Raw genomic sequence first — 20698 nt, forward strand, 5'->3', positions numbered from 1 at the left:
GCTAGATCTTCAAGCTGATATGTTCAGCGATGGAGATCAGGTCCTGAACGGCCTGGCTCTTGGGCATATGTGTCATCGTGAGCGCGCCCATGGGTATGGGCTCGGGTAGTTCCGGCAGGCCGACACGGTAGATTCCCGCCGGGGCCAGCCGAGCATAGTATAGCGGTTCCGGACAGACAGCGATCACGTCCAGCTCCTCGACAAGAGAAGAAAGCATCTGCGCCGAGCGGCAGAGGATGGTCTTGTTTCGCAATTTGACACCCTTGCGAGACATCCAGCTGTGGAAGTAGGCATCCGTGGTCGCAGGTGAGGGGTTTAGCACCCACTGCTCGTGGGTGAGCGCCTCCCAGGATTGCGGCTTGGCGAGGTCCTTCTTGCGGGTCACGGCAACCATGTTCACCGTGCGGAACTGCTGAAATGTCAGCTCGTTTGGCAACTCCGTCGGCTCGACGATACAGAACGAGACGTCCACGTGACGGAGCCAGAAGGCCAGGGCGCAGGCCTCGACTTTCAGTCGCCCAGCTCCACAGCGCTGGCAGCAAGGGCCAAGGCCCTGTGAAGGTCGCTCTGGCTGAGCGGCTTGCTCAGGAAATCATTCATTCCCGCGGCCATGCAGGCGTCCCGATCCGAGGAGAAGGCGTTTGCTGTCAGGGCAATGATGTAGGGTTGCCGGCTATCCAGGCCCCTGATTTCACGCGTGGCGTCCAGCCCGTCCAGCTCTGGCATGGACAGGTCCATCAGGATGACATCGGGCCGTCGGGAGCGCGTGGTCTCAACGGCCTGTCGGCCGTCTTCGGCCGTGATCACGGTCACCGGGCTCGTCTTCAGGAACTGCTCTACGAGAACGCGGTTGATCGCGTTGTCATCCGCGATCAGCACGGTCATCGCGGGCAAGGGGGTCGACGCCGCCGGCAAGGCTTCGGTCGTTTCGCCGCCGGTGAAACCCTGCTCCGCCTTCTCCAGCTGAAGCGTCAGCTCCAGCCGGGTGCCGGTCGACGGCCCCGCGGGCAGGATCTGCAGGTTCCCGCCCATGCGGCGGGCGAGGACGCGGCTGATCGACAGGCCCAGCCCGGTTCCGCCATGGCGGCGGGTCGAGGCGTTGTTGCCCTGGTAGAAGGGGTCGAAGACCTTTTCCAGACTGTCCTGCGGGATCCCGATGCCGGTGTCCGACACCAGAATACGCAGGCGCCAGCCCTCGTCGTTTTCGGTGGCGCTGGCGTGGACATTGACCTCGCCCTCTTCGGTGAACTTGATCGCATTGCTGGTCAGGTTCATGAGGATCTGCTTCAGTCGTGTTTCGTCGCTGACGGCATGGGCGGGAAGGGAGCCGTCCAAGACCAGGCTGAAACGCAGGCCTTTTTCTTCGGCGAGAGGCTGCATCAGGCGCTTGGTCGCTTCGAGGGTGTCCCGAGGCGAGAAGGGGCGGTGTTCGAGCGTGAGCTGTCCCGCGTCGAGACGGGAGAAATCCAGCACGTCGTTGACGATCCGCAGCAGCGATTTCGAGGCATCGCGGATGGTCGTGACGTATCGGCCGGCCTCGGCATCGAGATCGCGGTTCTGCAGCAGCTCCCCCATGCCGGAAATCGCGTTCAACGGCGTGCGGATCTCGTGGCTCATGGTGGCCAGGAATGCGGATTTCGCCTGGGCGGAGGCTTCGGCCTCCAGCCGTGCGGCCTCCAGCTCCCTGTTCGTGGCCTCCAGGTAGGCGGTGAATTCCATCAGCTGCCGTTCATTCAACAGGCGCTTGCGCCAGCTGCGCAGACCGAACCCGGCAAAGGTATAGGCGAGATAGCCAAGCAGCAGCACTTCGAGCATGTGCACCCAGAAGACACTGTCGAGGGGGGCCGGCGAGGACAGTACATGCGCGACGTAGATCGGGATCGCGCAGGCCAGGATCACCAGCTTGGCCCGGGAGGCCAGGGGGTGGTGGCTCATCACGAAGCCGGCGTTGATCGTCGCGGCCATCAGGAAGCACAGCGCGATCAGGACGGGCTCGCCCGTCGGCGCCCCGAACAGCAGCAGAAGGACGCAGGCGGCAATCGTGGCCGACTGCAGGGCGGCGGAGAGGGCCGTCAGTTTCAGAAGCGGCGGCAGGGGGCGACCCTGTTTCGACCGTGCCAGGGCGAATTTGAGCGTCAGCGCGTCGATGCCTTCGCCCAACAGGGTGATCCCCACGCAGAAGGCCGCGGCGATGGCGCCGACGAAGTACCAGACCGCCGCCGCGCCGATCGCTGTCGCGATCTGCCTCAGAAGCAGCTGGCGCAGACGGGCGTGGGCGTATCGCTCGAACAGCGGACGTGGGCCATATTTCTCCTCGAAGGAGGGTTGGTCCGCGGTAGAGGCCGTCAAACGCTGGGTCATGTCTTTGCCTTGGCTGACTACTGCTGGAAAACGTAGCAACTGCTGAGGTGCTGTCCAAGGACCCTGTATTTGGTTGGCGAAGGCGTGGAAAGAAGCGTGATCCGGAAGCGCGTCGAAACCTGCTGGTCAGAGAGGGGAGGAAAGCGCGCTTCGAGCCACTTGGCCTTCGCACGCTGCCTGCCTGCCGCTTCCTTTGGGCCAGATCAGGCCGCTCTGTTCGGTTCCCCGGCGGTCCCCTCACCGGTCAGGAGCAATCTGCCCGGTGAGGGGGGCGCCGTATCCGCGCGCGGCCAATCGGAGAAAAAGCCCAGCTTCCTGCCAGACCTGGAAGGGCGCTATTGCCCCCTACCGCTGGTTTCCATCGCTTCGCTGAGCGTCTTGCGAGCCTGCATGTGCACGCGCGCCTGATTGACGGTTTCAACCGCGGTGAGGGATCCATCACGGTAGCGGCGAATGGTGAGAGTGGCGGTGTCGGAGATGTCCTGCAGATCACCCTCGACCTCCGTTGCGTCGTCCGGCCGGGCCAGCCCCGCGATCTGCAGTCGCGCGTTCCCCTGGTTGGACCAGAACCAGGGCGGGCCCTGCGGCGGTGGGGTCTTTCCGGTGAGGATTGCGGCGACGCGGCGTGCCTGTTCAGAAGCGCAGGCCACCGATTCCAGCCGGACCGGGGCGGGGGAGAAGGGGTTGGGCGCCTCGGCACAGTCGCCGATGGCGAAGATGGCCGGGTCGCTTGTGGCGTGGGTGGCATCGGTGCAGATGCCATTGCCGATCTCAAGGCCCGCGTCGGCCGCCAGTTCCACGTTGGGCATCACGCCTGCGGCCAGCAGCAGGGCGTCATGGGCCTGGATCTCTCCATCCGACAGACGCAGCTGGCCCGGAAGCACCTCCTCGATCCGCGCCTCCGTCCGGATGATCGTGCCCCGGGCCTCGTGAAAGCGGCGGAACCAGTCCGACAGTTCGGGCGAGACGGAGCGCGACATGAGGCGGGGCGCGGCCTCATACAGGGTGACCTCGGTGCTGCTGCCGTGCAGCGCCGCCGCGGTTTCCAGACCGATGAAGCCGCCGCCGATGATCGCCAGGCGGTCCATGTCGGGCAGGGCGGCGATCAGGCGGCGGGTGTCGGCGGCATTGCGCAGGGCCATCGGTGTGGCCTCGGCCAGGCCGGGCAGCGGAGGCAGGCGATTGCGCGCGCCCGTCGCCAGGATCAGTTGGTCGTAGGGCAGGGTGCTGCCGTCCTCCAGGATCACCTGACGGTCCGCACGCCGGATCTCCCGCACCTGCTGGCCAAGCTGCAGGGAGATGTCCTGCTTGGTGTAGAGCGCTTCGCCGCGCAGGGGCAGCCAGCCTGCTTCGCCGCGCGATTTCAGCACGTCCTTGGACAGGGGTGGGCGCTGGTAGGGCAGCTCCGGATCGTCGCCGACTAGGGTGATCTGCCCTGCGTGCCCCTGTTGGCGCAGACCGAAGGCGCAGTCCACGCCGGCCTGGCCGCTTCCGATGATGACGACCTGGTTCATTGCATCAACTCCGGCAGGAAGAGGGTAATTGAAGGGAAGGCGATGAGCAGGGTCATCACCACGACCTCGCACATCAGGAACCAACCCACGCCGCGGAAGATCGTCCACATGGGAACCTCGTCTCCGACCACGGATTTCACCACGAAGACGTTCATCCCCATGGGCGGGGTGATCATCCCGATTTCGATATACTTCACCACGATGATGCCGAACCAGATCAGGTCCAGGTCCAGCGCCTTCATCATCGGCAGGAAGACCGGCATGGTGATCAGCATGATGCCCAGCGGGTCGAGGAACATCCCAAGGATCAGGAAGACGATCGACAGGGCGATCACCACCATTAGCGGATCGCCGGCCCAGCCCCCGACCATGTCGACCAGCATCGAGCTGACCCCGGTCAGCGACAGCAAGCGGGTGTACATGACCGCGCCCATGCCGACGAAGAAGATCTGCGCGGTGACCGACATCGTCTCCTTCAGAGCCTCGATGAAGCGGCGGGTGGTCATGCGGCGTTGGACCAGGGCGATGGCCAGGGCGAGGGCGGCGCCCACGGCCCCGGCTTCGGTGGGCGTGACGATGCCGCCGTAGAGGCCGCCGATGATGCCGAGGATCAGCACGCCAAGCGGCCAGGTTTCCTTCAGCGAGGACATGCGGTCGCGTTTCAGCGTGGCCAGATCCGCGTCGTCCAGCTTCGGCGCCAGGGTCGGGTTCAGACGGCACCGGACCAGGATCATCACCACATAGGCGGCGCCGGTCAGCAGGCCGGGGATGACACCGGCGATCAGCAGCCGCGAGATCGAGACCTCGGCGAAGACGCCGTAGAGCACCAGCAGGATCGAGGGCGGGATCAGCGCCGAGAGCGTGCCGGCCGAGGCGATTACCCCGGTGGCCAGCCCCTTGTCATAGCCGGTGCGCAGCATCTCCGGAATGGCCAGCCGGCCCATGGCCGCGGCCGAAGCCAGTGACGAGCCGCAGGCGGCGGCGAAGCCCGCGCTGGCCATGTTGGCGGCCACGGCCAGCCCGCCGGGCAGGGCCGAGAACCAAAGCCGGGCGGCGCGGAACAGGGCGCTGGAAATGCCGGTCTGGTTGGCGATGGCCCCCATGAGAAGGAACATCGGGATGGCCGTCAGATCCCAGCTGGCGGCGAAGGCAAAGGGCGTCTCGCGCAGGATCGACAGGGCGATGGGCCAGTTGCGCACATATGCCAGGCCGCAGACCGAGACGACGCCCAGGGCGACACCGATGGGCGTGCGCAACCCGATGAGGGTCAGGAGGATGGCCAGGGTGACCAGGCCGAAGATCAGGCTGTCCATGTCACTCGGTCTCCGTCTTCGAGGTTGGGGTCGGCGTGGTCAGCCGTTCGGCCAGGCGCAGCAGCAGCACCAGCACCATGGCAGCGCCCGCCACGGGCAGCAGCCAGCGGGTGGGCCAGATCGGGAGGTAGCCGCCGAAGATTTCCCAGACCTCGGCGCGGCGGGTCTTGGACATGGCGGAAACCCAGGTCTGCCAGACGAAGGCGCCGACATAGGCGATGGTCAGCAGCTCGACGAAGATCTCGGAGCCCTTGCGCATCCCGTCGGGCATGAGCGAGGTGAAGAGGTCGGCGCTGACATGCTGGTCGCGCAGGGTGACCCAGGCCAGCGGCAGGAAGGCCACGGCGATCATGTAGTAAGTGGCGGTGATCTCGCCGGTGCCGGGCAGCGGGTGGTGGAAGACGGTGCGCGAGACGACGTCGACGGTGACATGGGCCATCATCAGCGCACCGGCCAGCATCGCGACGTAGAAGAGGGCATCGGCCAGGCGCGACAGCATTCGGTTCAGGCGGGTCATGACGCCTCCGGTTGCAGGGGAATTGGGAGCGGGGAGAGGAAAACGGGGGAAGGCAGGGAGGCCGGGACGCCGAAGCGCCCCGGCCGGCCAGGCTCAGGGGATCACAGGGATCCGGGGTCGACCTTGGAGAAGACCTCGTCCCAGAGCTTGGCGGAGAAAGCCTCGACATCGGTGCCGATCTCGGCGGAGTAGCCGCGCCAGGTTTCGACGTTGGCCAGGTAGGTGTCGAGCAGGGCCGCGGGATCGCTGACCCCGAGCTGCTTGCCGTTCTCGATCAGCCGCGCGCGGTCGGCCTCGACGAAACCGTCGACCATGGCGGTGATATCCTCGCCCGCGGCAACCAGCTCAACGCCCATTTCGGCCTGCTGGGCCTCGAAGCTTTGCTGGTCGCGCAGGACGTAGTTCCCGATCGTGTGCTTGGCGGTGACCAGGGCGGAGGCGCGCAGATGGGCGGCCTGCGCCTCGGGGGTCATGTCGAGGAAGGTTTCGCGGTTCATCACGAAGCCCACGGCCGGTGCGGACACACCGAGCGGCAGATCGGTGACGTATTTGGCATATTCACCGTAGCCGTAGGTCTGCAGCCATTCCCGTGCCGCCATCAGGCAGTCCAGGCCACCGCGCTGCAGCAGGCTGACCGCCTCGGTCAGGGTGACGGACATCGGGGTCGCCCCGCCCATGGCCGCCATCTCGCCGTAGCCACCGGTGGAGCGCACGCGCATCCCCTTCAGGTCGGCCATGGTCGCGACGGGTTTGGTGCACATCAGGCGGTAGGAGGCCGAGGCGAAGCCGCCGAAGGGCAGGACGTTGTTGTCCTTCGCCTCTTCCAGGCACTCGGGGCAGTCGAGGAAAAGGGTTTGCACCGCCGCACCGGCCACGGCCACCGGATCATCGCCGGGGACCACGGTGGAATAGAGCAGCGTCAGCGAGGGCATGGCCTCGGGCGTGTAGACCGGGATCGCAAGGCCCGCCTGCATCAGGTTGTCGTCCACCGCCGCAAGCGTGCCGCGTCCGTCGGACAGCTGACCACCGGCGATCAGTTCCCACTGGATCTCGCCGCCGGTCTCCTCTTCGATCTGGGCGAAGGCCTTGGGCAGGGTGTCGGTGTTGAGGTAGTCCGACGCCGGCGGCCAGGAGCCGTAGATCGGCGTGTCGGCCAGGGCCGTGCCGGCGAAAAGGGCCGCCGTGGCGGCGAGGGTCATGGTGATTTTCATCTTGGGTCCTCCCTTGAATTGGTCCCTTGCTGGACCGCCACGCCCCCCTCCGGCGCGGCGAGATTTGTGGTGACGTCTCAGGCGGGCTCCACCTCGACCGGGATCGAGTGATAGCCGCGCAGCCAGTTGATGTGGATGCGTTCGGGCGTGCCGGTCAGGTGAATGCGGCGCACCTTGCGGGCCAAGGCCTTCAGCACGCTTTCAGCCTCCAGCCGGGCCATCATCTGGCCGACGCAGCCGTGGATCCCGGTGCCGAAGGCCAGGTGGCCGACGGGACGGCGGGTGATGTCGAAGCTGTCGGGGTTGTCCCACTTGGCGGGGTCTCGGTTCGCGGCCGACAGCCACATCAGAACCTTCTCCTCGGCCCCCATATGGACGCCGGCGAACTCGGTCGCGGCACGGGTGGTCCGCCCGATCACCGGGCTGGGCGCCCGGAACCGCAGGCCTTCCTCGAAGGCCGGGCGGGCCAGCGTCGGGTCGGCGCGCAGCATGTCCCATTGCTCTGGCCGTTCGATCAGCGACAGCAGGGTCAGGCCGATGCCGAAGACGGTGGTGTCGATCCCCGCCGAGATGAAGGCGCGCACCAGCATGCCCGCGTCCTCGTGGCTGATCTCTCCGGCATGGGCCGCGGCGTAGATCTCGGCGCCGAAACTGTCGGGCAGGATGTTCTCTTCGCGCATCTGTTCGGTCACATAGGCGAAGGTGCCGTTCTCCTCGACGATGCGGCGGGCCTCCTGGTAGAGCTCGTTCTTCGGTCCCATCGCGTTGAAATTCAACGTGGAATAGGGCATCAGATGCGACCGCCCCTCGGGCTTCAGCCCGGCGGCGTCGGGCAGTACCTTGAAGGGGAAGGCAAAGGCCAGGTCGGCGGCGATGTCGAAGCGGCGGCGCGCCACCAGGTCGTCGACCATGCGGTCGGCCTCGGCGGCCAGCCTGTCGCCCAGGGCGCGCAGGGCGCGTGGCGACAGCACCTTGGCCAGAACCTGTCGGTTGGGGGTGTGCACCGGCGGGTCCGCTTCGAGGATGATCGAGGGTTTGCGCCAGGGTTCATCACGGACGACATTGGTCATCCCGGTGCCGAAGGCGGACGAGAACCGGTTCCAGTCGTCGAAGATCTCGCGGATCTCGGCATCGCGCCCCGTGGCCCAGAACCCGTATTTCGGGATCCAGACCACCGGTCCGGCCTCACGGATCGCACGGTCCAGCGCGTCGGGGTCGTTACGGGCCTCGGCGCAGAACGGATCGACGTCGAGCACGGGCCGCGTGTCGGTCAGTGTCATGATCTGGGGTCTCCTCCTCAGAATAGTTTAATGAGCAACAAATTTACTTTGCAACTCAAATTTTGTGCTGCGGCCAAATTCTCCGCATTGGGATCGTTTCAGAGGGTGCGCGCGGCGGCGTCGAGCCAGAGGGCGACGGCTTCGGCCCCCGGATCCACGTGTCCCAGCACGCGATCGCCGACATAGCTCGACCGGCCTCGGCGGGGGCGCATGTCCTTCGTGGCCTCTGCCCCGTCGCGGGCGGCCTGCGCGGCGCGGCGCAGGGCCTCCGCCGGATCCTCGGTGCCCTCCATCGCGCGGGCGGCGGGCCGCAGCGCGTCGACCATGGTCCGGTCCCCCGGTTCCGCCCCGCCAAGTGCCTGCAGGGCCTCGACCCCGGCGGCGAAGGCGCGGGCCAGTTGCGCGCCCGCGGCCCCTTCGGCCTGGTCCAGAGCATTGCCCGCGGCGGTGGCCAGGATCGCGTAGAGCGGGCCGGAGGTGCCGCCGGTGCTGCGCCGCACGATGGCGCCGACCTCGCGCCAGAAAGGCGCGCCGGACAGGGTGGCAAGACGCGGCTTGGCGGCCAGGATGGCCTCTGCCCCGGAGGCGAGAGAGCGGCCGATGTCGCCGTCGCCCACGATCTGATCCATGCGGGTCAACTCGGGCTCGGCGGCGATGATCGCGTCGCAACAGGCCAGGGTGACGCGCAGCAGGGTGGGATCCCCTTCGCCGGTGGACGTCTCCCCGGTCGGCTGTGCAGGGGCCGGCACCACCGAGGTGGCGGCGGGGCAGGTGGCCGGCACCCAGGCGGGCGCCGCAGTGGAGGCGTCCAGCGCCGTGCGGCTGTCCTCATCAAGCCGCATCAGCGACAGCGAGACACCGGCCATGTCGATGGCGGTCAGCAGCGTGCCGGCGACCACCCGTTCGACCCGCAGACCCTGGCGGGCGCAGGCGGTCAGGGCGTCGCCGGTGACGATGGCCAGCTCCATGGGCGGGGTGGCACCCAGGTTGTTGACCAGCAGACAGACGGGAGTGTCGGCGGCCAGGTCCCGGTCGGCCACGATCTTCTCCACCATCAGGGCGGTCAGTTCCCGGGACGAGGACAGGGCGACACGGTCCAGCCCGGCCTCGCCGTGGATCCCCAGGCCCAGCTCGATCTCCTCGGGGCCCAGCTCGAAATTCGGACGCCCGGCGGCGGGGACGGTGCAGGGCGAGAGGGCCACACCCATGGAGCCCACGGCGGCGATGGCCGCCTCGGCGCGGGCCTTGACCTCGGCCAGGGGCAGCCCGGCCTCGGCGGCCGCGCCTGCGATCTTGTGCACCAGCGCGGTGCCCGCAATGCCGCGACGCCCGGCGGTTTCCTCGGCGCTGCCCAGGGCGCAGTCATCATCGACCACCACCAGCTCGGTCTCGATCCCTTCGCCGCGGGCGATCTGTGCCGCCAGGCCGAAGTTCAGCCGGTCGCCGGTGTAGTTCTTCACGATCAACAGGACGCCGCCCGGTCCGGCCACGGCGCGGATCCCGTCTAGAACCTCGTCCGTCGACGGCGAGGCGAAAACATCGCCCGCCACGGCGGCGGTCAGCATGCCCTTGCCCACGAAGCCCGCATGGGCGGGCTCATGACCCGAGCCGCCCCCGGACAGCAGGGCCACCTTGCCCGCGCCAGTCACCGCCTCCAGGTCGGCACGCAGGACGATGGTGCGACCCTCGATCAGGCGCAGGCCCGGCTGGCTGCGCACATAGCCCGACAGGGCGTCCGGCACGACCGAGGCTACCTCGTTGATCAGCTTTTTCATTGGTTCCTCCCATTGCAGTTTGCAATTAAACTTGTTTCCGTAGCATCTTGCGACATCAAGAGGAGAGCGCCGATGGCCGATGACCAGATTGTCACCGATGGGGACCTCTCCGTTCGCGCCGACAGTTATGCCCCCTACTTCCTGTCGTTGATCAACAACCGCCTCTCCTGGGGGGCGTCGCAGCTTTACCTGACCCTTTTCGACCTGGGTCTGAACGAATGGCGCATCCTGTCCGCCCTGCGCAACGAACCCGGGGTGCAGGCCCTGCGCGTCTCCGAGATGGTCGCGATGAACAAGTCCGTGGTCAGCCGCTCGACCCGCCGGCTGGAAGAGCTGGGCCTGGCCGTGGCGCGGCTGGAACTGGGCAAGCGACGCCTGTTCCTGACACAGAAGGGCGCCGAGATGCACGACCGGATCATCGAGATCGCCCTGCGCCGTGAGGCGGCGCTGTTGGACGGAATCGAGGGCGAGGAGCGCGAGGTGCTCTTCGGCCTGCTGCGCCGGATGACCGAGAACCTGTCGAAGGTCGAGGCCGTGGATCGCGAACTGACCGGCAAGAGCTGAGGTCGCATTGGCCTAGTACTGACAGGACGGCATCTGCACGACCATGCCGTCCATCTCCGGGGTGACCGGGATCTGGCAGCCCAGACGGCTGCGCGCGGTCACCTCGTCGGCGGCGCTTTCCAGCATGTCATCCTCGATCGGGGCCCGTGGCGGGACACGGCTGTCGTCCTCCTCGGCGATATAGACGTGGCAGGTGGCGCACATGGCGGAGCCGCCGCATTCGCCCACGATGCCGTCGAGGCCGTTGCTGATGGCGGCCAGCATCAGGCTGGTGCCGGGTTCCACCTCGACCGGGTGGTCGTCGCCTTCGGATGTCCGGAATACGATTCGGGTCATGTTGGTCCTCCTTATGGAGGTTTATATATCAACAAGTTTATCATGCAACATGCCTGCGGCCTGTTGGCGCGTCTGCCTCGCGGTTCGGCGAGCAGACGCTGTCAGTCCTGCCTTGGATGCCGCCGGGCCAGCCGGGAACCCCACGTCCGCTGCCGGACCTATGACACATGCGCGCGTCGTGATGCCGGGCATTGGTCTTTCGTGAGAAACAGATCCACCCGCATCCTGCCCAAAGCCGGGCCCCACTGTTGAGGGCCGCCTGATTGCCCATGCTGATTGTGCAAAGTGGCCGCTCATCCAGGAGGCGGCGAATGACCGCTTTCCGACCGTCCTGTCGGTGACTGGCGTCATGCTGCGTCGGGCACGAACGTCGCGGAAGGGCTGGACGTGGACGTTCTTAACGGCTCCAGAGGGCGGCCTTGCCCCTAGCGCGCGCGGCTGGCGGCGATGGCGGCCTGGTAGATCGACACGACCCGTTCCGAGAAAGCCTCGATCGAATATTTCGCCGCCGCCTCACCGGCGGCAGCGCCCATACTCTCGCGCTCGGTGCGCGCCACCATCAAGCCGTGCAGCGTGTCGGTCCAGATCGCGAGGTTCTCCGGCGTGGCATAGCCGGTGCAGCGGGTCTTGACGAAAGCGTCGATGCCGCTCGAATTGACGGCGACGACGGGCAACCCTGCGGCCATCGCCTCCAGCACGACCATGCCCTGCGTCTCGGCGGCCGAGGCGAAGACGAAGATGTCCGCGATCGCGAGATGCGAGGGCACCTCGTCGGAAGGAACGTCTCCCAACATCGACACGTCGCCGCCAATCCCGAGAGTGTCGATCTGGGTCTCCAGCGCGGTGCGCTCCTCTCCATCGCCCAGCACCAGCAGGCGGAAGGACGGGGCCCCCTCCGTCTTCAGTCGGGCCATGGCGCTGAGGATGAAGCCAAGGTTCTTCTCGGGCGACAGGCGCGAGACAGTGACCAGCAGCAGGCGCCCGTCCGGATTGAGCTGCTGACGAAGCGCGTCCAGGCGCGCCGCCGGCTGGTTGCCGTAGAGCTGTATTTCGACACCGGTCGGCTGCACGTCGACGGGCACATCGACACCGATCAGGCGGATGTAGTCGCGCGTCACCGGCGTCGGCACGATGACCCGGTCGCAGCGGTTGGCGAACCGGCTGATGATCCAGTGCGCGACCACGTTGCGGAACACCGCGCCGGGCAGCGGTACCATATGCGCGAAATGTTCGAGCCGGGTGTGATATGTGAAGACGGTCGGCACCTTCAGCGCCCGCGCCATCCGCAGACCCAGCGAGCCCAGCCAGAACGGGTGGTGCAGGTGGACGACATCCGGCGCGAAGTCACGCACGGTCCGCCAGGTGCGCGGATGCAGCGGGTTGGCGAGGCGGATCATCGCACCGGAGCGGAAGATCGTGGGCACCCTCAGCACGCCTGGTTCGTCCTGCGTCGGCCCGTAGGCCGGACAGACCAGCAGGACCTCATGCCCCTGAGCTTCCAGCCCGCGCTTCAGGCGCTCGACCGAGACCGGTACCCCGCCGGTGAACGGCAGGTAGGTGTTCGTGAACATGGCGATCCGCATCGGCCGTCCGAGGTCCACCGGCTCGGGCATCTCGTAGCTCGGGTAATAGTGGCGGTCGCGGAAAAGCCGATTGTAGAGGTAGACCCCCAGCAAGACGAGGCCGGTGAAGATCAGCAGGAAGTTCCAGATGCCGACGTAGAACAGAGAATACACGTAGAACCAGAGACCCTCGATCCGGCGGGCCATCGTCGTCGGCGCGGTGTCGAGGGGGACGAGGGTCACGTTGGTGCCGTCCGGCCCCACGGTCAGTTCGAGGTAGTGATAGAAGCTCGTCTCGTCGTTCAGGACGAACCCGCCGGCCCCGCCGGTGATGATGTGCCGGACACCGTCGACCACCTGGTCGGAATATGTCGATGCGCCTGCGGACACCACCACGTCCGCGCCCAGCGTTTCCAGCAGCTCCAACAGCCGTTCCCGGTCTTCGGGTTCGGACCATGCGCCGGAATCCGGCTGGAACAGCGTTTCGGCCACCGGATCGACCAAGGGGGTGCCAAGGAAGACGAGCACCGGCCGGTCGCCCTGGTCCCGCAGAATGTCGCGCAGCCAGCTTTCCTGCCAGTCGGTCGGGGTCCGGCCGGTCGCATCCAGAAACACCAGCCGCACCGGGGGCAGGTCGACCGAGTAGAAATACGGCCCGAACCGCTGGTAGAAACGGGTGCCGCCGAATTCCTCGAACTCGTTCTTCGCGAAGGTGAGCAGGTAGGGTTTGTGCAGGTGCGACAGGGTGCCGAGGATCGCACGGTACTTGTCTTCGCCCCCGCTGCTGACGATGTTCCCGGCCGAAACGACGAAATCGACGCCCGAGGCATTGATCCGCGGCACGATCTCGTTCTCGAAGACACCGATGGAGTTGTTGGCATCACCGATCACGGCGATCGACAGGTCTCCCTTGTCCCGGGTCGTCTCCTCGATCCTGTCGATCTGCGACACCAGAAGCGCGCTTGAGGCAGGGGCGTTCAGATAGAGATATGTCTTGTAGCCGAGCACTGACACGAGCACTGCCACGTTCAGGATCAGAAGGATCGACAGGAGCCGACGGCGCGTCATGCCCGCGCCGCCCGTGGCCGCAGCGCGCTGATCGAGACGACCGCCCCGATGGCCATCCCGAGATAGATCGTCAGGAAGCGCCAGGTGAAGATCACCAGAACCAGTTGAGAGGGGGCGATTTGCCCGGCCATGAGGCCGGCAAAGGCCAGCTCGGAAAAGCCGGCGCCGCCTGGCGACGGCGCGAAATACATCAGGAAGGTCACGACCGAGAGCGTGCCGATGACCGTCAGCCAGTCCGGTTCCTGCCCGAGCAGGGCCATCAGCAGGGCAGGGAAGGCGAAGAGCGTGAGCAGAAACAGAAGCGTCGACAGAAGAGCAGCGACGGCGTGCCGACGCGGCCCGGACTGGAACCGTCGGAAACCCTCCGCGAAGGTGGCGAACTCGCGACGCAGGGCATCGGTCCAGCGGCTCTTGCGATCCGGCTTCAGAAGATGCGCATGCACCAGCAGGGCCAAGGCGCCGTCCAGAACCCGCAGCAGCCAGTCGGGCCGCAGCAGAAGCACCAGGAAACCGACCAGATACAGGGCGATCACCACTGCGATGGAGCTGACCAGTGCGCCAGATCCGCCCGCGATCTCAACGGCCGGCGCGCCGATCAGGAACAGCGGGGCCGCGATGAAGATCGCCAGCATGGCGAGAATGGTGCGTATCGTGCTCGCTGCGGCGGCTAGGCCCAGCGGAACACCGCGCCTTTGCAGATAGTAGATCTGGGCAAAGCCGCCACCTGTCGCCATCGGCGTGACGTTGGAAAAGAAGATGTTCACGAACACCAGCGGCATCACCTGACCGAAGGACACCTGGGCGTCGAGCGTTCGCAGCACGAAGTGCAGGCGCATCCCGTCGGCCAAGAAGTAGATCCCCAGGAAGAGGCCGATCAGTGCGAGCGACTGGGGTTCGATCAGCCGAGGATCGATCCGCGGGATGCCTTCGCCGAGGAACCTGGCGAGGCCCCAGAAAACGGCACAGCTGAATAGAAGGAAGAGGCCCGCGCCCAGCCAGAGACCGGCCCTGCCGCCCAAACCTGTCCCGTCGTTCCTGGTCACGATGACCCCATTCAATTCACATGGCCCTTATAGGGAGAGTTCTCCCCGGGACAAGACTAGTCTTAGATGGGCTCAGGGCCAGAGAATGGTAATATGGTCGGCAAACCCTGCCGGATACCCTGGGTGTCGTGCAACGTGGCCCTGGTCTGGGTCGCGGTGCAGCAGAAGGCCTGGAACGAGGTGTCCGAGGCGGGCCTGGCGGTCTGGATCTCCGGCACGCTCTGGCAGGAACGGCTGGAGCGGATGTTCCCCGCCCCCTGATCTCTCCTCCCGTCCGATCCCTCCCTGTCTCGGGGGCGCTCCTCCGGCCCCTGCAGCCGACCCCGACACGGGGCCGCCTTTGGGTCTTCCCTGCGGGGGAAGCTCTTTTCGCATCGCGGGGGCGTGACGGGGCCGGGCCTTGAACTTCGCGCGCGTATCGGCAGGTTGACGGGGACAGGCCCGCCCAAGGGCCCCCAGTGAAGGAGCTTTCATGACCGACCCCGTCATCGACCCCGCCCGCCTTGCCCGTCTCGCCGATGTCGCGGTGAACGTCGGGCTGAACCTGCAGCCCGGGCAGGACCTGGTGCTGACCGCCCCCGCCGAGGCCCTGCCGCTGGTGCGGGCCGTGGCCGCCAGCGCCTATCGCGCGGGGGCCGGCGTGGTCACCCCGCTCTTGTCGGACGACGAGGTGGCCCGTGCGCGGTTCCGCAACGCGCATGATGACAGCTTCGACCGTGCCGCCGACTGGCTCTACAAGGGCATGGCCAATGCCTTCGATCAGGGCGCCGCGCGCATGGCGATCGCCGGGGCCGATCCGATGGCCCTGGCGGCGGAGGATCCCGACAAGGTGGCCCGCGCCAACAAGGCCAATTCCATGGCCTCGAAGCCCGCGCTGGAACGGGTGTCGACCTTCACCATCAACTGGTCCATTGCTGCCTTCCCCACGGTGGGCTGGGCGCGCCAGGTCTTCCCCGACCTGCCCGAGGATCAGGCGGTGGCCAAGCTGGCGGATGCGATCTTCGCCGCCTCCCGCGTCGATGGTGACGACCCGGTGGCGGCCTGGGCCGCGCATAACGCCGCGCTGAAGACCCGGTCCTCTTGGCTAAACGAGGAACGCTTCGACGCGCTGCATTTCACCGGACCGGGCACCGACCTGATGGTGGGCTTGGCCGAAGGGCACGAATGGCACGGCGGTGCCTCCACCGCGCAGAACGGTGTGGTCTGCAACCCCAACATCCCCACCGAGGAGGTCTTCACCACGCCCCACGCCCAGCGGGTCGATGGCACGGTGCGCGCGACCAAGCCGCTGGCGCACAACGGCAACCTGATCGAGGAGATCGAGATGCGCTTCGAGGGCGGTCGCGCGGTCGAGGCGCGGTCGAGCTCGGGCGAGCGGGTGCTACAGCAGATGCTGGACAGCGACGAGGGCGCCCGGCGCCTGGGCGAGGTGGCCCTGGTGCCCTACAGCTCGCCGATCTCCCAGACGGGGATGCTGTTCTACAACACGCTCTTCGATGAAAACGCCGCCTGCCACATCGCCATGGGCCAGTGCTATTCCAAGTGCTTCCTCGATGGCGCCAACCTCACGGCCGAACAGATCGAGGCGCAGGGCGGCAACAGCTCGATGATCCACGTCGACTGGATGATCGGCGGGCCGGAGACCGACATCGACGGCGTCCGCGCCGACGGCAGCCGCGTGCCGGTCTTCCGCAAGGGCGAGTGGGCGAAGTGATGGCCGGGGCCCCGGGCCGGCGCGCCCGGGGCCGCCTCTGCTGTGGCGGTTGATTTGCCGCAAGGCGGCGTGGGCTTCTACGCTTCAATATCGGCGGGATTCGATGCTGGGATATGCCAGGCTGCGACGACTTCTGATCCTGGCTGCCTGCCTGGCGGCCCTACCTGCGCTGGCGTGGGATGACGCGCCGGAGGCCTTCGCCATCGGCGGCGACAGCTTCCGCGCTGGGCGGGCGGTGACGCTGGACGCGCCCGGAACGGACGATCTTTTCATGGCGGGCGAGCGGGTGACCATCTCGGCCCCGATCACTGGAAGCGCCCATCTGGCGGGCCGCGCGGTGAGGGCACAGGCGGAGGTCGGCGGCGATGTCTATGCCGTGGGCGATCAGGTCACCCTGCGGGGGCCGGTCGCGGGGGATGCCACCGTCACGGGGCGGCATCTGAGCGTCGGCGATGTGGGCGGTGACCTGCGCATCGCCTGTGCGACCGTGGAGCTACGCGGCACCGTTTCGGGCTACGCCCTGGTGGCTGGGGAGGAGATCACCTTCGATGGGGTCGTCGAGGGCGACCTGGGCCTGGCCGCCGGGCAGGTCGCCTGGGGCGAGGGCGCCCGGGTGGGTGGCACGCTGACCCTCTACGAGGAAACGCCTGGCACCCTGGAGGTGCCCGAAGCGGTGGCGCCCGAGGCCCGGATCGAACGACGCCAGGCCGAGGAATGGGAGGGGCCGACGCCCCCGGGCTGGGGCTACCTGGTGTTGCAGTTCCTCAAGGGCGTCGTCGTGGTCGCGGCCCTGGGCGCGCTGATCGCCGCCGTGGTGCCCGACCGTCTGGCCGAGATGCGCCGCGAGGTGCTGGCGCGGCCCTTCCACACGCTTTTGCTGGGCTTCCTGACCCAGTCGGCGGTGATCGGCGCCGGGGTGCTCTTCGCGCTGACGATCATCGGGCTGTTGCTGACCCCGGCGATGGTGGTGCTGGCGCTTGCGGGTGGGGTCGCGGGCTACGTGGTGGCCACCTATGCCTTCGGCGTGGGCCTTTTCCTGGCCGCGAGCCGGGAGGAGCCGCAAAGCATCGGTGCCCGGGCGGCGGCGGCCGGGTTGGGGGCGCTGGTCGCGGGGTTGATCGGGCTGATCCCGCTGCTGGGCTGGCTGTTCATCCTGGCGCTGGTGCTGGCGGGCGTGGGCGCGATCACCCTGCGGGTGCTGCGCCCCGCCTTCTTCGTGGCGCCACGCTAGGGCGGCGCCGTCAGGCTAGCGAGACCAGCAGCCGGGCCACTTCGCCCGCGTCGTACTTGCCCGGCTCTGACCCGGCCAGGGGCAGGCGGTGGCAGGGGATGCCGTGGTGGGCCGTGACCTTTTCGCACTCCGTCACAGCCGTATCCCGGTCGCAGATCACATGGGTCATCAGGTCCCGCGGCGTCGCCTCCGGTCCGGCGTCGGCCAGCAGCGGTGTCAGCAGCGCCGCGACCCGGTCCGACAGGTCATGGCCCAGGGCCTCCGGATCCGTGCCCAGGGAGGGCAGGTAGACCTTGGGCACCCGCCGCGCGGCCAGGGCGCGGCCCACGCCCTGCGGCAAGAGGTTGGCGACGACGCTGGAATAGAGGCTGCCGGGGGGATAGCAGATCACCTCCGCCTCCTCGATCAGGCGGCGGTTGCGGGCGGGCAGGCGAACGGCCTTGGGGGCCATCTCCTGCGTGCCGTCGCTGAGGAAACAGCGCCGGATCGGCGCGCTCAGCGGCGCGACTTCCTTGCCGCTGATCTCCCGCTGGCCGATGACCCGGCGCCCGTCCGACAACTCTGCGTCCAGGTGCAGCGTCTCGTCGACCACCGCGCGCAGGGTGCCGCGCACGTCGACCATCTTCGACATCAGGAACAGCACCGGCTCCAGCGCGCGGTCATTGGCCAGGTAGCCGCCCGCCAGGATCAGGTTGCCGATGCTGGCGTTGCGATAATCGAAGGCCGGGGGCGCGGCGTCGAGGAACTGGCCCAGGTGCCCCTGGATCAGCCGCCGCATGGGTTCGGCGATGGCGGTCATCAGCGGGTGGTTCCCGGCGCGCATCGCCACGACCTCGGCCCGCAGCGCGGGCTGCGCCCCCTGCCGGTCCAGCCGGTGGGAGAAAAGCGCGTAAATGTCGGGCTGGCCCAGCACGGTTTCGTCCGCCAGCGCCATCAGGCGCGACCGCAGGTCGCCCACGGCGGGCATGTCGAAGGCACGGCGCAGCTCTTGCGAACTGCCGCCGCTGTCGAAGGGAGTAATGAGGTGCAGGGAATTGAAGGTGTAGCGTTTCAGCTGCCTCGAGATCCCGTTCAGAGCGCTGCCGCCGCTGAAGACCAGCACGCGCGGCCCGAGGTGCGGGCTGTTCTCCGCACGGGCGACGCGCAGGGGATCGGGCAGGGCCAGGTCACGGGTGACGGTGATCGGTGTCATGCGGTCCTGCGCCTTTCGCCTCGGTCATGGCCCGTCATACGACGCGGGCGGCGGGCTGTCATCCGCAGGCGCCACCTGGCGATGCGCACGGGGCGCCGGGTCAAGGGATGTGACCGGACCGCAGGCGCCAGGGCGCCGCGGTCCGGGGCAGGGGACCTACGATTGCAGGTCCGCAATCGCGGTGTGCCGGATGTCGCCCCACAGGGTGTCGGACTTGGCCAGGATGCCTTCGGGGTCTTCCAGGTACTTGCGCATCGCGCCTTCGCTGACGAAGAGATACAGCTTGCCATCGCGGATGTCGGCATAGTGCGGGTCGCCGTCCAGCTTCAGGCCCAGGCCGATGGCGAAGGCGCAGAACCCGCCGTACTGCGGCAGGAAGGCCTCGGGGTCGGCCTTGAACGTCTCCGCCGAGATCGAGGATGCGAAGTAGTAGCTGACGCCGTCATGAGTGACCGCTTGGCCCGGATCCCCGGCGGTGACGGCGCCCAGTGTGGTCAGGGCGACCGGGTCCATGGCGTGCATGCCGATCGGGTTGCCCTCGGTGCCCAGGCCGTTGATGACGTTATATTCATCGGCGGCGAAGGCCGGTGCGGCGGCCAGGGCGGCCAGGGTGACAGCGGCGCTCAGCAGCGGGGTGATCGTGGATTTCAGGGTCATGGTCTTTCCTTCAATTGGGCCATTTCTGGTGGTTTGCGGGCCGAAGGCCGCGCGCGGATCTCCTACGTCGAGACGTCAGAGCGGGTGGGGGCCCGGGGACACGAGACACGCAGAGGCGCATCCCGGGGCTCTGGAGGGCCCGGGTGCAGGCAACACCGCGGGCCGGGACGCCCGGGCCGCTTGGGGACAAGCCGGGGCGTTTGGGTGTTTCGGCTGTCCGGCCCCGCCCCCTCGCGAGGCAGCAACGGGGAGGGGGACCGGACAGGGGATGACGCACCACCGGGGAGCGGGTGCGGGCGCCAGCCGAGGCGGTGCTCACCCCCGGATGAGAAGGCCGGGCACCGTCATGGAGCCGCCGCCGGGCGCAGGAGATCCGCGGGCGCGTCGGGCGCCCCGATGTCGAGGGCGCAGGCCGCGACCGTGCCCGGGGCGCCTCCCGGCGCGGGTGGCAGGGCGCCGGCGGCCAGCGTCAACCCGGCCCCCAGGCTCGCCAGCCCGAGGCAGAGCGCGAGACGCAGGCCCCAAGACAGGGCCCGGTTGCGGGCCCAGCGGGGGGCTAGGGGGCGAGGGGGCAGCATGATGAGCGGCGCGGGGGCGCACATGGCGGGTCTCCTTACGGACAGGCGGGTGTTCGGCACAGGGCGTTCGGGCGGGCGGACAGGCGTCCGGCCGGTGGCAGCGGGGAGGCGTCCCCGGAACTGGTTCTTCGGTCTTAGTTTCCGGGCGATCCGGGCCTAGCGGCCCGGTTCGATGTCCCGGCCCATACGGGCGGCGGCCAGTTCGGCTTCAAGCGCGGCGATGCGCGCGTCCCGTTCGGCCAGCAGCGTGGCGATGCGCCCCATGCCGAAGCGGCGCGGGATATGCTGCGGACAGTTCAGGTCCCAGGCCTCGATGTCGAAGACGATGGCCCGGTCGGCCCCGGCGGGCTGGCCTTCGGCGGCAAGCTGCGTCAGCAGGGCGGGATCATCCTCGACCACCCGGGCGCGCCCCCAGATCTTTACCCGGCGCGGCACCTCGTAGTCGATCAGGAAGAGCACGGCGCGCGGGTTCTCGTGGAGGTTGCCCAAGGTAATGTACTGGCGGTTCCCTTCGAGGTCGGCGAAGCCCAGGGTGCTGTCGTCCAGCGCCTTGAGGAACCCGGCGGGGCCGCCACGGTGCTGGATGTAGGGCTGGCCGGCGGCATTGGCGGTGCCCAGGAAGACCGAGGTCTGGCGGGCGACGAATCCGGCGATGTCGGGCGTCAGCCGCGTCGGCCAGGGATGCCGGTCCTCCATCCGCTGATAGGCCTCGCGCGATCCCCGGGCGCGCTGCATCGCGCGCACGGCGGGGCTGAAGGCCACGTCCATCCTGCCGGTCATGG

18 protein-coding genes are annotated in these 20698 nt (G+C 67.9%); 4 read left to right on the plus strand and 14 right to left on the minus strand.

Annotated elements, in window-relative coordinates; genetic code table 11:
- Position 1: 1 nt before the first annotated feature.
- From CVM50_RS01270 to CVM50_RS01305, 8 genes are all read right to left on the minus strand, one after another.
- Positions 2–472 carry a LysR substrate-binding domain-containing protein gene (locus CVM50_RS01270; protein ID WP_157792112.1) on the minus strand — a complete coding sequence of 157 codons (471 nt, stop codon included), beginning with the start codon at positions 470–472 and terminating at the stop codon, positions 2–4.
- A gap of 38 nt (positions 473–510) precedes the next feature.
- Positions 511–2361 (minus strand): response regulator, encoded by a 1851-nt coding sequence (locus CVM50_RS01275; protein ID WP_232618117.1) that lies wholly within the window; start codon positions 2359–2361, stop codon positions 511–513.
- Positions 2362–2696: 335 nt separating this feature from the next.
- Positions 2697–3875 carry an NAD(P)/FAD-dependent oxidoreductase gene (locus tag CVM50_RS01280; protein ID WP_085886489.1) on the minus strand — a complete coding sequence of 393 codons (1179 nt, stop codon included), beginning with the start codon at positions 3873–3875 and terminating at the stop codon, positions 2697–2699.
- On the minus strand, positions 3872–5188 hold the full coding sequence (locus CVM50_RS01285; protein ID WP_085886488.1) for a TRAP transporter large permease: 1317 nt from the start codon (positions 5186–5188) through the stop codon (positions 3872–3874). The genes CVM50_RS01280 and CVM50_RS01285 overlap by 4 nt, the downstream gene beginning before the upstream one ends.
- Before the next feature lies 1 nt (position 5189).
- Complete coding sequence (locus CVM50_RS01290) at positions 5190–5705, minus strand: TRAP transporter small permease (RefSeq protein WP_085886487.1); 516 nt, start codon at positions 5703–5705, stop codon at positions 5190–5192.
- A gap of 101 nt (positions 5706–5806) precedes the next feature.
- Positions 5807–6916 carry a TRAP transporter substrate-binding protein DctP gene (dctP, locus tag CVM50_RS01295; protein WP_085886486.1) on the minus strand — a complete coding sequence of 370 codons (1110 nt, stop codon included), beginning with the start codon at positions 6914–6916 and terminating at the stop codon, positions 5807–5809.
- Positions 6917–6993: 77 nt separating this feature from the next.
- Complete coding sequence (locus tag CVM50_RS01300) at positions 6994–8196, minus strand: cytochrome P450 (RefSeq protein ID WP_085886485.1); 1203 nt, start codon at positions 8194–8196, stop codon at positions 6994–6996.
- Positions 8197–8294: 98 nt separating this feature from the next.
- Positions 8295–9971 (minus strand): dihydroxyacetone kinase family protein, encoded by a 1677-nt coding sequence (locus tag CVM50_RS01305; RefSeq protein ID WP_085886484.1) that lies wholly within the window; start codon positions 9969–9971, stop codon positions 8295–8297.
- A 72-nt stretch (positions 9972–10043) separates the two neighbouring features.
- Between CVM50_RS01305 and CVM50_RS01310 the strand changes: the two genes are divergently transcribed.
- Complete coding sequence (locus tag CVM50_RS01310; RefSeq protein WP_085886483.1) at positions 10044–10535, plus strand: MarR family winged helix-turn-helix transcriptional regulator; 492 nt, start codon at positions 10044–10046, stop codon at positions 10533–10535.
- Between the two features lie 12 nt (positions 10536–10547).
- Here the strand turns inward: CVM50_RS01310 and CVM50_RS01315 are convergent, their stop codons facing one another.
- The 3 genes from CVM50_RS01315 to CVM50_RS01325 form a co-directional block, all read right to left on the minus strand.
- Positions 10548–10871 carry a 2Fe-2S iron-sulfur cluster-binding protein gene (locus CVM50_RS01315; protein WP_085886482.1) on the minus strand — a complete coding sequence of 108 codons (324 nt, stop codon included), beginning with the start codon at positions 10869–10871 and terminating at the stop codon, positions 10548–10550.
- 425 nt (positions 10872–11296) lie between these two features.
- Positions 11297–13501, minus strand: a complete 2205-nt coding sequence (locus CVM50_RS01320; protein WP_085886481.1) for a glycosyltransferase — start codon at positions 13499–13501, stop codon at positions 11297–11299.
- A complete protein-coding gene (locus tag CVM50_RS01325; RefSeq protein ID WP_157792113.1) occupies positions 13498–14544 on the minus strand; it encodes a lysylphosphatidylglycerol synthase transmembrane domain-containing protein in 1047 nt (348 codons plus the stop codon). The genes CVM50_RS01320 and CVM50_RS01325 overlap by 4 nt, the downstream gene beginning before the upstream one ends.
- 93 nt (positions 14545–14637) lie before the next feature.
- On the opposite strand from CVM50_RS01325, the gene CVM50_RS21245 reads away from it, so the two are divergent.
- The 3 genes from CVM50_RS21245 (at position 14638) to CVM50_RS01335 (ending at position 17489) form a co-directional block, all read left to right on the plus strand.
- Positions 14638–14805, plus strand: a complete 168-nt coding sequence (locus CVM50_RS21245; RefSeq protein WP_157792114.1) for a hypothetical protein — start codon at positions 14638–14640, stop codon at positions 14803–14805.
- A 211-nt stretch (positions 14806–15016) separates the two neighbouring features.
- Positions 15017–16258: an aminopeptidase gene (locus CVM50_RS01330; RefSeq protein ID WP_085886479.1), complete on the plus strand. Its 1242-nt coding sequence runs from the start codon at positions 15017–15019 to the stop codon at positions 16256–16258.
- Positions 16259–16361: 103 nt separating this feature from the next.
- Positions 16362–17489, plus strand: coding sequence for an HTTM domain-containing protein (locus CVM50_RS01335; RefSeq protein WP_232618118.1), 1128 nt, complete (start codon positions 16362–16364; stop codon positions 17487–17489).
- Between the two features lie 10 nt (positions 17490–17499).
- Here CVM50_RS01335 and CVM50_RS01340 read toward each other — a convergent pair whose 3' ends face one another.
- The 3 genes from CVM50_RS01340 to CVM50_RS01355 form a co-directional block, all read right to left on the minus strand.
- Positions 17500–18681, minus strand: coding sequence for a GAK system CofD-like protein (locus tag CVM50_RS01340; protein WP_085886478.1), 1182 nt, complete (start codon positions 18679–18681; stop codon positions 17500–17502).
- A gap of 156 nt (positions 18682–18837) precedes the next feature.
- Positions 18838–19338 (minus strand): YHS domain-containing (seleno)protein, encoded by a 501-nt coding sequence (locus CVM50_RS01345; RefSeq protein WP_085886477.1) that lies wholly within the window; start codon positions 19336–19338, stop codon positions 18838–18840.
- Positions 19339–20072: 734 nt separating this feature from the next.
- Positions 20073–20696 carry a pyridoxamine 5'-phosphate oxidase family protein gene (locus CVM50_RS01355; RefSeq protein WP_085886475.1) on the minus strand — a complete coding sequence of 208 codons (624 nt, stop codon included), beginning with the start codon at positions 20694–20696 and terminating at the stop codon, positions 20073–20075.
- Positions 20697–20698: the final 2 nt, after the last annotated feature.

It is taken from the genome of Pseudooceanicola marinus (assembly GCF_002786295.1).
In the GTDB taxonomy this organism is placed as follows: Bacteria; Pseudomonadota; Alphaproteobacteria; order Rhodobacterales; family Rhodobacteraceae; genus Pseudooceanicola; species Pseudooceanicola marinus.

What these genes read in the sequence shown, in the direction of transcription:
- CVM50_RS01275 (WP_232618117.1), bottom strand. Translation starts at nt 2,361, where the DNA reads ATGACCCAGCGTTTGACGGCCTCTACCGCGGACCAACCCTCCTTCGAG.
- CVM50_RS01280 (WP_085886489.1), bottom strand. Translation starts at nt 3,875, where the DNA reads ATGAACCAGGTCGTCATCATCGGAAGCGGCCAGGCCGGCGTGGACTGC.
- CVM50_RS01285 (WP_085886488.1), bottom strand. Translation starts at nt 5,188, where the DNA reads ATGGACAGCCTGATCTTCGGCCTGGTCACCCTGGCCATCCTCCTGACC.
- CVM50_RS01290 (WP_085886487.1), bottom strand. Translation starts at nt 5,705, where the DNA reads ATGACCCGCCTGAACCGAATGCTGTCGCGCCTGGCCGATGCCCTCTTC.
- dctP (WP_085886486.1), bottom strand. Translation starts at nt 6,916, where the DNA reads ATGAAAATCACCATGACCCTCGCCGCCACGGCGGCCCTTTTCGCCGGC.
- CVM50_RS01300 (WP_085886485.1), bottom strand. Translation starts at nt 8,196, where the DNA reads ATGACACTGACCGACACGCGGCCCGTGCTCGACGTCGATCCGTTCTGC.
- CVM50_RS01305 (WP_085886484.1), bottom strand. Translation starts at nt 9,971, where the DNA reads ATGAAAAAGCTGATCAACGAGGTAGCCTCGGTCGTGCCGGACGCCCTG.
- CVM50_RS01310 (WP_085886483.1), top strand. Translation starts at nt 10,044, where the DNA reads ATGGCCGATGACCAGATTGTCACCGATGGGGACCTCTCCGTTCGCGCC.
- CVM50_RS01315 (WP_085886482.1), bottom strand. Translation starts at nt 10,871, where the DNA reads ATGACCCGAATCGTATTCCGGACATCCGAAGGCGACGACCACCCGGTC.
- CVM50_RS01320 (WP_085886481.1), bottom strand. Translation starts at nt 13,501, where the DNA reads ATGACGCGCCGTCGGCTCCTGTCGATCCTTCTGATCCTGAACGTGGCA.
- CVM50_RS21245 (WP_157792114.1), top strand. Translation starts at nt 14,638, where the DNA reads ATGGTCGGCAAACCCTGCCGGATACCCTGGGTGTCGTGCAACGTGGCC.
- CVM50_RS01330 (WP_085886479.1), top strand. Translation starts at nt 15,017, where the DNA reads ATGACCGACCCCGTCATCGACCCCGCCCGCCTTGCCCGTCTCGCCGAT.
- CVM50_RS01335 (WP_232618118.1), top strand. Translation starts at nt 16,362, where the DNA reads ATGCTGGGATATGCCAGGCTGCGACGACTTCTGATCCTGGCTGCCTGC.
- CVM50_RS01340 (WP_085886478.1), bottom strand. Translation starts at nt 18,681, where the DNA reads ATGACACCGATCACCGTCACCCGTGACCTGGCCCTGCCCGATCCCCTG.
- CVM50_RS01345 (WP_085886477.1), bottom strand. Translation starts at nt 19,338, where the DNA reads ATGACCCTGAAATCCACGATCACCCCGCTGCTGAGCGCCGCTGTCACC.
- CVM50_RS01355 (WP_085886475.1), bottom strand. Translation starts at nt 20,696, where the DNA reads ATGACCGGCAGGATGGACGTGGCCTTCAGCCCCGCCGTGCGCGCGATG.